The 12,060-nt window shown below is 69.9% G+C and carries 16 protein-coding genes and 1 pseudogene; 11 read left to right on the top strand and 6 right to left on the bottom strand.

The annotated features are described in order from the left end of the window. Window positions 1-74: 74 nt before the first annotated feature. The gene (locus tag ACFHWS_RS21360; RefSeq protein WP_416568888.1) at window positions 75-1,208 is read right to left on the bottom strand and encodes a cellulose binding domain-containing protein; all 1,134 of its coding nucleotides are present in this window, start codon (window positions 1,206-1,208) and stop codon (window positions 75-77) included. A gap of 146 nt (window positions 1,209-1,354) precedes the next feature. Between ACFHWS_RS21360 and ACFHWS_RS21355 the strand changes: the two genes are divergently transcribed. From ACFHWS_RS21355 to ACFHWS_RS21345, 3 genes are all read left to right on the top strand, one after another. Then, the gene (locus ACFHWS_RS21355) at window positions 1,355-1,504 is read left to right on the top strand and encodes a hypothetical protein (RefSeq protein WP_416556733.1); all 150 of its coding nucleotides are present in this window, start codon (window positions 1,355-1,357) and stop codon (window positions 1,502-1,504) included. A gap of 156 nt (window positions 1,505-1,660) precedes the next feature. Continuing rightward, the gene (locus tag ACFHWS_RS21350) at window positions 1,661-1,840 is read left to right on the top strand and encodes a hypothetical protein (RefSeq protein ID WP_416568887.1); all 180 of its coding nucleotides are present in this window, start codon (window positions 1,661-1,663) and stop codon (window positions 1,838-1,840) included. Between the two features lie 137 nt (window positions 1,841-1,977). After that, complete coding sequence (locus ACFHWS_RS21345; RefSeq protein WP_416568886.1) at window positions 1,978-2,946, top strand: aldo/keto reductase; 969 nt, start codon at window positions 1,978-1,980, stop codon at window positions 2,944-2,946. On the opposite strand, the gene ACFHWS_RS21340 is transcribed toward ACFHWS_RS21345, so the two are convergent. After that, a complete protein-coding gene (locus ACFHWS_RS21340; protein ID WP_416568908.1) occupies window positions 2,931-3,461 on the bottom strand; it encodes an RNA 2'-phosphotransferase in 531 nt (176 codons plus the stop codon). The two genes, ACFHWS_RS21345 and ACFHWS_RS21340, sit on opposite strands and share 16 nt — an antisense overlap. A 182-nt stretch (window positions 3,462-3,643) precedes the next feature. Between ACFHWS_RS21340 and ACFHWS_RS21335 the strand changes: the two genes are divergently transcribed. From ACFHWS_RS21335 to ACFHWS_RS21320, 4 genes are all read left to right on the top strand, one after another. Beyond that, window positions 3,644-4,156, top strand: coding sequence for a hypothetical protein (locus ACFHWS_RS21335; protein ID WP_416568885.1), 513 nt, complete (start codon window positions 3,644-3,646; stop codon window positions 4,154-4,156). A 117-nt stretch (window positions 4,157-4,273) separates the two neighbouring features. After that, the gene (locus ACFHWS_RS21330; RefSeq protein ID WP_289206736.1) at window positions 4,274-4,666 is read left to right on the top strand and encodes an MmcQ/YjbR family DNA-binding protein; all 393 of its coding nucleotides are present in this window, start codon (window positions 4,274-4,276) and stop codon (window positions 4,664-4,666) included. Window positions 4,667-4,846: 180 nt separating this feature from the next. Then, the gene (locus ACFHWS_RS21325) at window positions 4,847-5,611 is read left to right on the top strand and encodes a helix-turn-helix domain-containing protein (RefSeq protein ID WP_416556738.1); all 765 of its coding nucleotides are present in this window, start codon (window positions 4,847-4,849) and stop codon (window positions 5,609-5,611) included. After that, entirely contained in the window at window positions 5,602-5,802 is a 201-nt protein-coding gene (locus tag ACFHWS_RS21320) for a DUF397 domain-containing protein (protein ID WP_289206738.1), read from the top strand. Before ACFHWS_RS21325 ends, ACFHWS_RS21320 begins: the two co-directional genes overlap by 10 nt. A gap of 72 nt (window positions 5,803-5,874) precedes the next feature. On the opposite strand, the gene ACFHWS_RS21315 is transcribed toward ACFHWS_RS21320, so the two are convergent. Continuing rightward, on the bottom strand, window positions 5,875-7,134 hold the full coding sequence (locus tag ACFHWS_RS21315) for a hypothetical protein (RefSeq protein WP_416556739.1): 1,260 nt from the start codon (window positions 7,132-7,134) through the stop codon (window positions 5,875-5,877). A gap of 97 nt (window positions 7,135-7,231) precedes the next feature. On the opposite strand from ACFHWS_RS21315, the gene ACFHWS_RS21310 reads away from it, so the two are divergent. The 4 genes from ACFHWS_RS21310 (at window position 7,232) to ACFHWS_RS21295 (ending at window position 10,478) form a co-directional block, all read left to right on the top strand. Further along, window positions 7,232-7,666, top strand: a complete 435-nt coding sequence (locus ACFHWS_RS21310) for a MarR family winged helix-turn-helix transcriptional regulator (protein WP_416556740.1) — start codon at window positions 7,232-7,234, stop codon at window positions 7,664-7,666. A 69-nt stretch (window positions 7,667-7,735) separates the two neighbouring features. Next, a complete protein-coding gene (locus ACFHWS_RS21305) occupies window positions 7,736-8,473 on the top strand; it encodes an ATP-binding cassette domain-containing protein (protein WP_416556741.1) in 738 nt (245 codons plus the stop codon). Continuing rightward, window positions 8,470-9,804, top strand: a complete 1,335-nt coding sequence (locus ACFHWS_RS21300) for a hypothetical protein (RefSeq protein ID WP_416568884.1) — start codon at window positions 8,470-8,472, stop codon at window positions 9,802-9,804. The genes ACFHWS_RS21305 and ACFHWS_RS21300 overlap by 4 nt, the downstream gene beginning before the upstream one ends. An 86-nt stretch (window positions 9,805-9,890) precedes the next feature. Continuing rightward, complete coding sequence (locus ACFHWS_RS21295; protein WP_416568883.1) at window positions 9,891-10,478, top strand: hypothetical protein; 588 nt, start codon at window positions 9,891-9,893, stop codon at window positions 10,476-10,478. Here the strand turns inward: ACFHWS_RS21295 and ACFHWS_RS21290 are convergent. The 3 genes and pseudogenes from ACFHWS_RS21290 to ACFHWS_RS21280 all read right to left on the bottom strand — a co-directional run. Continuing rightward, window positions 10,408-11,463 (bottom strand): amidohydrolase family protein, encoded by a 1,056-nt coding sequence (locus ACFHWS_RS21290; protein ID WP_416568882.1) that lies wholly within the window; start codon window positions 11,461-11,463, stop codon window positions 10,408-10,410. The genes ACFHWS_RS21295 and ACFHWS_RS21290 overlap by 71 nt on opposite strands. Then, window positions 11,433-11,957: a 3-hydroxyanthranilate 3,4-dioxygenase gene (locus ACFHWS_RS21285; RefSeq protein ID WP_123601006.1), complete on the bottom strand. Its 525-nt coding sequence runs from the start codon at window positions 11,955-11,957 to the stop codon at window positions 11,433-11,435. The genes ACFHWS_RS21290 and ACFHWS_RS21285 overlap by 31 nt, the downstream gene beginning before the upstream one ends. Before the next feature lie 5 nt (window positions 11,958-11,962). Further along, window positions 11,963-12,060, bottom strand: a pseudogene (locus tag ACFHWS_RS21280) (RidA family protein); the annotation flags it as partial.

Below are 12,060 nucleotides of genomic sequence, written 5' to 3'. Positions count from 1 at the left end.
ACGGGCCGGACCGACGACGCTGCTCGATCATCGGCCCATCCTGCCAACCGTGCAGGCCCGCCCGGGCCGGGGCTTCAGCCGAGCGTGCAGGCCGCCGACACCGCAGCGTCGCCGACACCGGAGGCGAGGAACCCGAAGCTGGCCGAGCCGCCGACCGGAAGGCTGCCGTTCCAGCTCACGTTGCGGGCGGTGGCCGTCGCCCCGGTCTGGGTGACGGTGGCGTTCCACGCCTGGTTGACCTGCTGACCGCCGCCGAGGGTGAGCGTCGCGGTCCACGCCGACGTCGCCGCCGACCCGGCGTTGCGGACACTCACCTCACCCTGGAAGCCGCCGTTCCACTGGCTGACCACCCGGTAGGTGGCGGTGCAGTCCCCGCTGGGCGGCGGGGTGGTCGGCGCGACCGTCGGCGTCGGGGTGACCGGTGGCGTCGGGGTGACCGGTGGCGTCGGGGTGACCGGTGGCGTGGTCGGCGCGACCGTCGGCGTCGGGGTCACGGTGCCGAGGAGTCGCGCGATCGCCGGCGCGAACCGGTCGGCCATCTTGCGGAACCCGGCGTCGTTGGGGTGTACGCCGTCGCCGGTGTCCGTCGCGGCGTCGAATCCGGTCCACTGGTCTACCACGGCGATCGGCGACCGGGCGGTGGTCAGGCCGGTGGCCCAGGCGGCGATCCGGTTGTTGAGCGTCACCGTGTCGGCCGGGCAGGTCGTGCAGCCATGATGCGGGATGATCTGCGCGACCAGAAGCTTCATGTCCGGGTTGTTCGCCCGCATCTGCCCGACCAGTTTGGTGAACGCGGCCATGATGGTGTCCATCGACTGCCAGCCGCCCCACAGGTCGTTGGTCCCCAGGTGCATCACGACGATGTCCGGGGCCGCCGCGCTCAACCACGGCGGCAGTTGGTTGTTGTCGGCGATGCCGACCGCCGAGAAGCCGCCGTGGCCCTCGTGGTCGGGGTCGTAGGAGAAGCCGTAGTTGCAGCTGCCGCCGTCGGAGGCGCTGCCGACGAAGTCGATGTCGGCGTGCCCGGCGCTGCGCAACTGGTCCCAGACGAGGGCCCGCCAGCAGCCGGGGCCGGCAGTGATCGAGTCACCGAGCGGCATGATCCGGACCGGGTCGGCGGCCGACGCCGCAGGCGCCGCCGTCACCGCCAGGCCCAGGGCCATGGCAAAGGCGGCGAACAGCGAGCACACGAGGGCTCTTCGTGGCATGGTCTGCGTTCCTTTCGAGGTCACACTGGACCTGCCGGCCGCCCGAGTGGTGACCGCAGGTGCCGTGGGAGGACCGTCGATGGAAGCGCGCCCCCAGTTTTGTTTAGCTTCCCGACTAAGTCAAGCAACACGTCGCACTAACTTCCGTGGGTCGCTATCGGTACGACCTGACCGACACGACCGAGTTCACGACCGGCAACTCGCACATCGACGCCTGGTTCCGGGTCACCACCGCCGACGTCGCGTTCGCCCGTACGCTGCTAAACCCGCAGATCGGGCGTCGGCGGGCGAGCTGATCTACGGACCGGCGGTCACGTCGACTGCGACGGGCTGACGACTGTCCGAGTGCGTTGCGGGTGTCGCATCCCAGCCTGCCGAATGCCGGGGCTTGTCAGTTCGTGCAGAGCGCGCCGACCGTGACGTTGTAGACATGCCAGGATCCGTCCGGCGCGGTGAACACATCGCTGGCATTCGTCGCCCAGTTCGCGCAGGCGACGCCGACGGCGAGAATGTCAGCGCGGGCAGCCTGGGCCCCGTTCTGGATCGCGCTGGTCGAGGTGGCACCGCTGCCCTGCCGGGTAGCCGAGCGGGCAACGGCGTACGACGGTGGCGCCGGGGCCGGTACGCAGTAGCCGGTGGCTGTCGCCTCATAGACGTACGCCGAGCCGCGATCACCTCATAGGTGACCGAGCCGGTCCACGGTTGACCTCGAGCGCGCTCCAGGTGCAATCCTGAGTCGCAACAGGATCATCGGAAGGAGCACATGACGATGGAACAGCGACCTCTCGGCAGCGTCGGACCGGTCAGCGTCCTCACCCTCGGTGGGGGCGGGCTGGGCCAGGTGTGGGGCGTCACCGACCGGGACGAGGCGGTGGCGACCGTACGGGAGGCGGTCGACGCCGGCATCGACCTGCTCGACGTCGCTCCCGGCTACGGCGACGGCGAAGCGGAACGGGTGGTCGGCGCGGCCTTCGACGGCAACCTGCCGGCCGGCGTACGGGTCGTCACCAAATGCGGGCTGGGCAACCCGGCCGCCGGTGACGTCGCGGCCCTGCTGGAGAAGTCCCTCGACGACAGCCTGCAGCGGATGCGACTGTCGTTCGTCGACGCGCTACTGCTGCACAATCCGATCGTGGCACAGGCCGCGCCGGGCACCACCGGGGTGACCTCCGCCGACCTGTTCACCGAAGCCGTCCGGCCGGCGTTCGAGGACCTGGTCCGGCGCGGCCGGATCGGCGCCTGGGGGATCACCGCTGTCGAGGAGCCGGACGTGATCATCCGCGTACTCGGCGATCAGCCGTCCCCGGCGGTCGCCCAGTGTGTGACGAACCTGCTGGACTCCCCCGGCGATCTGCTGATGCCCGGCAGCGGGGGCTCCCGGCCACGCGACATCCTGACGGCCGCCGGCCGGCACGGCGTCGGAGTGATGGGCATCCGCGCGGTCGCGGCCGGCGCGTTCACCGACGCCGTCGACCGGGACCTGCCGCCGGAGCATCCGACCATGGTCGACTTCCGGCGGGCCGCGCCGCTGCGCGAGCTGGCCGGCGAGCTGGGTGAGTCGGCCGCCTCGCTGGCCCACCGGTACACGCTGTCGATGCCCGGCGTCGACACCGTTGTCCTCGGCGTGAAGAACCGCACCGAGCTGCGGGAATGCCTCGCGGCGGCAGCCGCCGGTCTGCTTCCGGCCGACCTGATGGCGACCATCGAGGCCCGCGTCGGCGCTCAGATATCCAGGTAGCGGGGCGGCACCGCGTCGGTCAGCCACACCCCGTTGGCGCTGCGGTAGAACAGGTGACCATCGCGGGCCATCGCCGCCGCGTCGACGGTGAGGATTACGACGCCACCGGCTCGCCGGGCACCGACCCGGCGGGCCGTGTCGGTGTCCGCCGACAGATGCACGTGGTGCCGCCGGGCCCGGTGCAGCCCGGTGGCCCGGATCGAGTCGAGCGCGGCGGCGGTGGTGCCGTGGTAGAGCCGCTCCGGCGGAGGCAGCGCGACCAGCCCCAGGTCGATCGGGACCGAATGCCCCTGGTTCGCCCGAATCTGCTCGGTGCCGTCGGGGTCGCGGCGCAGCGCGAACCGTTGCTTGCTGTCCCGCTTGACGACGGCGTCCAACTCCAGTCGGGTGATCCGTAGCGCGTCGAGCAGGTCCGCCACCGGGACCCACCCGGCCGGGTCCAGTTCGAGATCGAACCGGTCGGGCGCGTGACGCAGCGCCAGCGACATCCGTTTGCTCAATTTGACCAATACCATGTCGTTCACACCGGCATTGTCGCCGTACGGCGCACCCGCCCGCATCGGCGTTTGCTGCCACCCGACGCCCGTGTGCCACGATGCCCGGCTGCGGATGCTCACTGGCCCAGCGGCCCTACCATCGGTCGGCGACGTTGCCGGGCTGTCCCAGCCCTCGCTCTCCGTCGTCGATGGAGGTTGTGATGGGCAAGGGCAAGCGCAATCGGAAGGCCCGTAGCGCCACGAGGGCCGCTGACGCCCGTCGGGCCCGGCGGGAGATAGCCGCGCTCGCAGTGGCCTTGCTCGTGGTCGGGCTGGGGCTGTTCGGTGGTTCGCTTGCCTACCGTTGGCATGTCTCGGCCGAGGCGGACCGGTTGCGTGGTGTGGGTATTCCGGTCACCGCATACATCACCGACCGGGCCGGTGGCGGGCGCGGTACCGGAATCGACCGGATCGAGGTCCATTACCTGTACGACGGGGCGCAGTACGGCGCGTGGATTCCCTGTGCTGGTGTGACCGGGTGTCGCAGTACGCCGGAGCGGGAGATGCCGGTCCTGGTGGACCCCGCCGATCCGCAGAGGTTCCTGGCTGAGAACGGGCACACTGACGGCTCGTTGTCGTTCCTGATGTCCTGGACCACGATCCCGCTCTGCCTGGTCGCGGCAGTCGCCGGTGCCGGTCTGCTCATCCTCATCATCCGGGAGAAGACAAGCTGAAGTGACCCGCGTTGCCGCTCCGGGGGAGGAACCTACGTGGTACGTGATTCCGTCGGAGCCTGCCTGGATCGGTGATCAAGGGGCCGAAGTGTCAGCCGGGTGTGATTACCTACCGCTATGCCGCATCCGATCATGTTCGACGACGCCGACCCGCTGCTCGCCGAGGTACGCCGGCTCGCGCTGGCCTTCCCCGACGCCGCCGAGAAGATCTCGCATGGGCATCCGGCGTTCTACACCACCAAGGTGTTCGCCTACTACGGCGGCTCGGTGAAGGTCGACGGGGTCTACCAGCAGCATGATCACTCCGTACTGGTGCTGGTGGACCCGGACGAGCGGGCGGCGCTACTGGCCGAGCCGCGCTGCTACGCCCCGGCGTACCTGGCCAGCTCCGGCTGGGTCGGGGTGGACCTGGCCGACGACACCGACTGGGCGGAGATCGGCGAGCTGCTCGACGCCAGCTACCGGCGGACCGCCGGACCCCGTCGGGTCGCTCGGCTCGACGCCCGATAGGTCGACGGGTCAACAGGTCGACAGAACCCCATCCGACAGAACCCGATATCGATCACACAAACTATCCGGAATTCATCCTATCTCCATCATGGACTCCGATCCGTCGTACTGATAGAGGTAGGGGTGGCATTCGACGCACCGCCCCACCATCAGCAGATCGGGGATCCGACAATGCACGAGGTGCACCGCATCATTCGCACCCTGCGCACCGAGCGCGGGCTTTCCCAGCAGCAGCTCGGCGCGTTGATCCAGCTCAGCGCGTCGTCGATCGGCAGTTACGAGAACGGCCGCCTGGTCCCGGTGCAGCAGAACGCGAAGATCCTCGACGATGTGCTGGGCAGCGGCGACCGCGTGCAGCGCGCCTCCGCCGAGGCGCGCGGGATGTCCTTCGCCGGTTTCCTGCGCCCGTGGGCCGAGTTGGAGGAGCGGGCCACCCTGCTGCGGTCGTTTCAGCTCGCGGTCGTCCCGGGCCTGTTGCAGACCCGGGAGTACGCCGAACGACTGTTGCGTGTCGGCCCGGTCGACGACGTGCCGACCCGGCTGGCTAACCGGCTCACCCGCCAGCAGGTGCTCACCCGCGCGGACGACCCGGCCGAGTTCATCGCCGTCATCGACCGCAGCGTGCTGCACCGCCAGGTGGGGACCCCGGAGCAGATGGCCGAGCAGCTGCGCGGTCTCGCCGAGGTGGCGGCGCGCCCCAACGTCTGGGTGCACGTGGTGCCCGGTAGCGCCGACGCCTACCACGGGCTCAACGGATCGTTCGCGTTGGCGACCGTGGACGACCACGTGTTCGGCTACGTCGATTCCCACTTCGGCGGTGACGTGGTGAGCAACCCGGCCGACGTGCAGACATTGGAGCGGTCCTGGGAAGGTGTCCGCAGCTATGCTCTGCCTGTCGAGGAATCCCACGACATGATCCTGAAAGCGGTGCAGACATGGAGCTGAGCACCACCCCTCGCTGGCGCAAGTCGACCCGCAGCAACCCCGCTGGCGGCGACTGTGTCGAGGTCGCCGACAACGTGCCCGGCCGGGTCCACGTCCGCGACACCAAGGACCGCGACGGCGGCACCCTGACCTTCGCCCCCGCCGCCTGGTCCGCGTTCGTCACCCTGGCCAAGACCACGTCCGTACGCTGACCGGCGCCACGACCGTGCCCAGGTCGGGCCGGCTCCGATCCACGGTCGATGGTCGCGTCATCGCGCGGCGGGTCATCGCGCGGCGGGCGCACCCGCCATCGTCGCTGGTTCTGCCAGCCACCGGCGGTAGCGCCGCAGCGACCGGCCTCGCCGCAGCCGCTCGTTGGCGAGCGAGACGACCGGATGTACTCGGCCGGCACTGGTAGCACCCCGGCCGACCTGCCGGAGCCGGCAGCGGACGACGGACTGGGTAGCCGCCGCCGCCAGATGCTTGTCCTTCCAGCGCGGGCCCGGCACGGGCACCGCCGCCTCCGCACCGCGCAGCCAGCGCTGCGGTAGCTCCGGATCCACGGCGAGCGCCGTCGCCACTCCGACGACCCCCGCGCCCTGGGCACGTACCCGCTCAGCGACGGCGCGGCGTCGCACGCCCCCGGTCAGCATGACCGGCACCGGGGCCTGCGGGATGATCGTCGCGGCGGCGTCGAGGAAGTACGCCTCGCGGGCGAGGGTCCGCCCGTCGGCGGAGTGACCGTGGGTCGCCAGGCTCTCCACCGAGCCGCCGGAGAGTTCGACCAGGTCGACACCGGCGTCAGCGAGCATACCGACCACCTGCCTGGCGTCGTCCGGGTCGAAGCCGCCGCGCTGGAAGTCGGCGGTGTTGAGTTTGACCGCCACCGCCGAGCCGTCGGGTAGCCGGCGCCTGACCTCGGTGACCACGTCGATCAGCAGTCGGGCACGGTTGCCCAGGTCGCCGCCCCAGCGGTCGGTACGCCGGTTGGTCAGCGGTGAGAGGAACTGGCTGAGCAGGTAGCCGTGCGCTGCGTGGATCTGCACTCCGTCGAACCCGGCCTGGACCGCCCGGTACGCCGTACGGCCGAACCGGGCGACGACCTCGTCGATCTGCTCGGGCGTCATCGCGGTGGGCCGGGCGAAGAACCGGGAGTAGCGCCCGGCGTCGACCGGTACGTCCGATGCGGACCAGGCCACGCCCGGCATGTCCGCGTTGACGACCCGGCCCGGGTGATTGATCTGCATCCAGACGCGGGCACCGCCGGTGGTCGCCGCCGCCGTCCAGCGCCGGAACGGCTCCAGCGGGGTACGGTCCGCGAGCACGACGTCGGAGGGGTCGGCGAGGGCCCGCTCGTCGACCATGACGTGCCCGGTGATCAGCAACCCGGCTCCGCCGGCACCCCAGCGCTGGTAGAGCGTGGCGAGCTCGGTGCCGGGCAGCTGGTCGTCGACGGCCAGGAACTCCTCCATGGCGGCCTTGGCGATCCGGTTCGGCAGGCCCTGCCCGCTGGGCAGTTCGAGCGGTTCGGCCAGTTGGGACATGCTGTGGGCTCCTCGGCTCCGACGACATACTTCGAGACTCGAAGCATTCCAGACCGTAATAGTTCGAGACTCGAAGCGCAAGTGGTACCGTCAGCCGGTGGACCACCGGGACCTCGTCGACGCCATCCGCGCCAACCACGAGATCTTCATGACGACCAGCGACCGGCTCGAACCCGCCCTGACCGCCCACGGGCTGACCAACGCGACCGCGCAGGCGCTGTGGGCGATCGACCCGACCGGACCGGCCCCGTCGATGAAGGCGCTCGCCGAGCGCCTGTACTGCAACGCCCCCAACCTCAGCTTCATCGCCAACCAGCTGATCGAGCGCGGACTGGTCGAGCGCAGCGTCGACCCCATCGACCGACGCGGCCGGGTGCTCGCCCTCACCGACAAGGGCCGACAGGTACGCCAGGAGATCATCGCGTCGACGCTGGAGGCGAGCCCCTTCGCCGACTGCCCGCCACAGCTGCTGCACGAACTCGCCACCCTGCTCCAGCAGGTCGCCGCCGGGCACCCGCCGGCAGCAACCTGACTCCGACCGAGGCGCCACGTCTCCGCACAGCTCAAACAGATCCGGCCAGCACCACTATTCGGGGGCAGCATGCTCGAGGTTGATCAGGTCGGGTTCCGGTACGGCTCCAAGCCAGTACTCAGGGGCGTCAGCGCGACCTTCGAGCCGGGGGCGACTGTGCTCCTCGGCAGGAACGGCGCCGGCAAGACGACCCTGATCCGAATCCTGGCCGGCGCCGCCGCCCCCAGCGGCGGGCAGGTCCGGCTGAACGGCTCGGCTCAGGGCAGCCACAGCCGGGCAACCCGCGCCGCGCTGCGGCGCATCGGGTGGCTCCCGCAGACGTTCGGATTCCCGCCCCGAATGGCCACCGCAGAGTTCGTGGCGTACGCGGCCTGGCTGAAAGAGGTACCCGGCAGACAGCTGACCAGGCAGGTGGCTGACGCGTTGGCGACCACGGGCCTCAGCGAGCAGGCACGGAATCCTCTACAGACGCTCTCCGGTGGACAGCTACGTCGGGCCGGGCTGGCAGCGGCACTCGTCGCCGAGCCTGAGGTTCTCGTCCTCGACGAGCCCACGGCCGGCCTGGATCCCGAACAGCGGGACGCGTTCCACGGCCTGGTCCGACGCATTCGATCGGAGCGGGTGGTAGTGATCGCTACCCACCTGCTGGAGGACGTGGAGGCGCTGGCTGACCGGGTCGTCGTCATCGACCGGGGTAGCGTCCAGTGGACGGGCACCATCGACGATCTGGCCGGACTGTCGCAGCAGCAGGGCCTGTCGGCGCTCCGCGAAGGGTTTCAGATCATACTCGACCGGACCGTGTCGTGATCGTCTCCCGCCGTCTCGCAGCGGGACGGATCGCCCTCTTCCTCGGCGTCGCGGGGATCACCATCATCCAGGGCATCGCCTCGGTGGCGTCGAAGTCGCAACGGTGGTCCGGCCATTGGGCGAACAGCAGCGTCGTGATCGGCTGGGCAGGGGTGTGGGGCGCGTGCATCGCTGCCGGAGCCACCGCCCTGATCCTCGCGGCACCCCGCAGCCGCGGGTACGACGACCTGCTGCGTGCGTCGTCCCGATCCCAGGCTCGGATCCACCTCGCCGGCCTGGCCACGGTCGCGGCCGGGAGTTTGGCCGGCTACACCGTGGTGACTGGATACGTTGCCGCAGCGACCGCGACGAGCGCGACACACGGTGGACTCGACATCGTCGAACTGCTCCCGACTGCCGCGTCGGTGCCGCTGGCGGTGGGAATCGGCGCCCTCCTCGGGCGGCTGGCCCCGCCGAGGATCGCTCCGGTCGCGGCGGCCGTGGCCCCGTACCTGATCTACATGGCTGTGGTGTACGCCGAGGCGTACAGCGGCCAGATCGCGTACATGGATCTTTTGTGGACAGATCAGGTGGATCGCACCTACCTCAGGCTTCCGGCTGAGCTTCTGGTGTCCCGTGCAGTGCTCTGGATGATGCTCGGTGTCGCTCTGCTCGGCTTGTCGCCCCACGCGTTACGCCTCGCCTACGCCAGCGCCGTCGTAGCCAGCTTGTCCGCCGCCGTGGCGCTACTCTCCGTCGGTACGCGGATCGAAGTGCCGGCGGCGTACGCCGCTGCCTGCTCGGGTGAACAGCCACGGGTCTGCGTCGACCGGGCACACGACCACATTCTGCCCGAGTATCAACGGGAGATCGTCACATCCGTACAGCCGGTGCAAGGTCTGGATCTGTCCGCCATGGTCGTCGTGATGGACGAACACCTCGCCGTCCCAGGGGCGGACCTTCCCGGGTCCGGTCCCGACGCGCGGCGGGTCATCGTGCCCATCGTGAAGCGCAACACCTCGCCCGCGCATGAGATCGACTCTGCGACGCTCACCGCCAACGTCGGGTTCGCACTTTTCCTTGCGCCCTGCATGGCGAGGCCGACAGCAGCCGAAGACGTCGGGCTGACCACCGCCGCCGCGCTCTACCACTGGTGGCTCACCAGCCACGGTCTGCCGACCGACGGCACGAACTTTCCCGGCGAGCCGAGCCTCGACTCGATCCTGATCGAGAACGAGGAGGCGGCGCGTACCGCCGGCAGCTTCGTCCGGTTGGTCGAGGAGGAACGACAGGAATGGTTCAGCGAGTCGACCGAGTCGGTTCTGACCTGCACGGCCGTTCCGGCCCGGTGAGCCGTCCGCACCGAACCTCAGCTGCGTTCGCTCTCCGCGCATTTGCGACGGCGCGGGGCGTTACCGTCCGCGGGCTCGTCAGCTACGTGCTGATCTGGCTGTTCATCGCAACCGCATCACGGTTCACGGTCTCGGCCACCGGCCTGCAGTTCGCCCCGCCGGGCAGCGCGGCGTTGGACACGGTCGCCGTGATTCTCCTGCTCCTGCCAGCCGGTGTTCTCGCCGGCACGTTGACCTCCCGGACACCGCACCTGGAGGCGACCCGGTCCCGCAGTAGTCAGCCCGCACACGCGATCTGGGTGGTCGGCATCACCGGTGTAGGTCTGCTGAGCCCATGGCTCGCCTCCCCGTTGATCCATCCGTCCATCGACATTGTCGGCTTCTTCACGACCTGGTGCACCGTACTGGGCCTCTGGTGGGCCATCGCCCGTATCGGGCCGACGGTTCTCGCCCTAATCTGTACGTTCATCGTGCTCGCCGGATTCAGCACACCGGGACTCGTACCCTGGCACCTCAACATCGTCTACAACGTGGAGATCGGCGGCAGCGCCGCGCTCGTGGCCACAACCGCTCTCGGCTCAGGCACGATCCTGCAGGCACTACTCAGCCCGCCCCCGACTCGAGGAAGCGGTGGGCGTTGCCGCCGCGCAGGGCGACCCGCTGGTCGGCGGTGAGGAAGTCCGCCTTGTCGACCACCGCGCCGACCGGCCGCTCCCCCAGCGGGTACGGGTAGTCGCTGCCCAGCAGCACCCGGTCGGCACCCATCGTGTCGACCAGCAGCCGCAGCGCCGCCGGGTCGAACACCACCGAATCGACGTAGAACCGGTCCAGGTAGTGGCTCGGCGGGTGCGCCGACCGGCCCCGTACCACGTCGCCCCGGCGGTGCCAGGCGTTGTCGGCGCGGCCCAGCCAGAACGGGAAGCTGCCGCCGCCGTGCGCGAAGCAGATCCGCAGCGTACGGGGCAGCTGGTCGAAGCCGCCGCCGAGGATCAGCGCCAGGATCGACAGGTGGGTCTCGGCGGGCATGCCGGACAGCCAGCGGGCCATCCACCGGTCCAGCCGTGGCCCGTCCGGCATGTCCCACGGGTGGACGAACACCGGCGCGCCGACGTCGGCGCAGTGTCGCAGGAAGGCGACGATGCCGGCGTCGTCGAGGTCACGGTCGCCGACGTGGTTGCCGATCTCCACCCCGGCGTGGCCGGCGGCCAGGCAACGGTCCAGCTCGGCGCAGGCGGCGTCCGGGTCCTGCAACGGCACCTGGCAGAACGGCACCAGCCGGCCACCACCGGCGGCGGTGACCTCAAGGGTCAGGTCGTTGAAGATCCGGGCCACCTTGACCGCCTGGTCGGCCGGTCGGTCGTAGGCGAAGAAGACCGGCGTCGGCGAGACCACCTGCACGTCGACCCCGTCGACATCCATGTCGGACAGCCGGGTGGCCGGATCCCAGGTCTGCGGGCCGACCGGCCGGAACTCCGTCTGACCCACCATGATCATGGCGGCGCGTTCGGAGTCGACCCGCAGCCACGGCCAGCCGGTTCCGCCGCAGGCGGCGGCGAGATCCGGCCAGCCCCTGGGCACCAGGTGGGTGTGGACGTCGATGGTCTGCCCGGCGTCGGTCACGGCGACGATCAGCCCTTGCCCGGGTGCAGGGCACCGCACTTGTCGCAGGTACGCGCGGCTTCGTCGCCGTAGAAGGCGGTGAAGACCGGCGGCAGGTCGGCGACGATGTCGCGCACCTGCAGCTCCACCTCGTGCACCAGGTTGCCGCAGTCGAGGCAGTACCACTGAAACTTCTCCAGGGTGCCCTCCTCGCGGACCCGTTCGATGACCACCCCGATCGAACCGGCCTCCGGGCGCTGCGGCGAGTGCGGCACGAATCCGGGCAGCACCCACATCTGGCCTTCCCGGATGTGTACGGTCTGCGGCCCGTCGTCGGTCATCAGGTTGACGTGCATGTTCCCTTTGACCTGGTAGAAGAACTCCTCGTACGGGTCGACGTGGAAGTCGGTGCGCTGGTTCGGCCCGCCGACGACCTGCACGATGAAATCGTCGCCGGTGGGGAACAGCTGCTTGTTGTTCACCGGCGGCTTGAGCAGATGCTCGTTCTCACTGACCCAGTTGGGAAAGTTGACCGGTTCGGCGATGTCGCTCACGGGTGTCACTCCTTCCGGGTGGGGGCGTCGGCGGGCACGACCGCGACGGCCTGGATCTCGATGAGCAGGTGCGGGTGGGGCAGTTGGTGGACGGCGACGGTGG

It is taken from the genome of Micromonospora sp. LOL_013, assembly GCF_048060315.1.
Taxonomy (GTDB): Bacteria; Actinomycetota; Actinomycetes; order Mycobacteriales; family Micromonosporaceae; genus Micromonospora_E.
This window is presented reverse-complemented; position numbering and strand designations above follow the sequence as displayed.

What these genes read in the sequence shown, in the direction of transcription:
- ACFHWS_RS21360 (WP_416568888.1), bottom strand. Translation starts at nt 1,208, where the DNA reads ATGCCACGAAGAGCCCTCGTGTGCTCGCTGTTCGCCGCCTTTGCCATG.
- ACFHWS_RS21345 (WP_416568886.1), top strand. Translation starts at nt 1,978, where the DNA reads ATGGAACAGCGACCTCTCGGCAGCGTCGGACCGGTCAGCGTCCTCACC.
- ACFHWS_RS21340 (WP_416568908.1), bottom strand. Translation starts at nt 3,461, where the DNA reads ATGGTATTGGTCAAATTGAGCAAACGGATGTCGCTGGCGCTGCGTCAC.
- ACFHWS_RS21335 (WP_416568885.1), top strand. Translation starts at nt 3,644, where the DNA reads ATGGGCAAGGGCAAGCGCAATCGGAAGGCCCGTAGCGCCACGAGGGCC.
- ACFHWS_RS21330 (WP_289206736.1), top strand. Translation starts at nt 4,274, where the DNA reads ATGCCGCATCCGATCATGTTCGACGACGCCGACCCGCTGCTCGCCGAG.
- ACFHWS_RS21320 (WP_289206738.1), top strand. Translation starts at nt 5,602, where the DNA reads ATGGAGCTGAGCACCACCCCTCGCTGGCGCAAGTCGACCCGCAGCAAC.
- ACFHWS_RS21315 (WP_416556739.1), bottom strand. Translation starts at nt 7,134, where the DNA reads ATGTCCCAACTGGCCGAACCGCTCGAACTGCCCAGCGGGCAGGGCCTG.
- ACFHWS_RS21305 (WP_416556741.1), top strand. Translation starts at nt 7,736, where the DNA reads ATGCTCGAGGTTGATCAGGTCGGGTTCCGGTACGGCTCCAAGCCAGTA.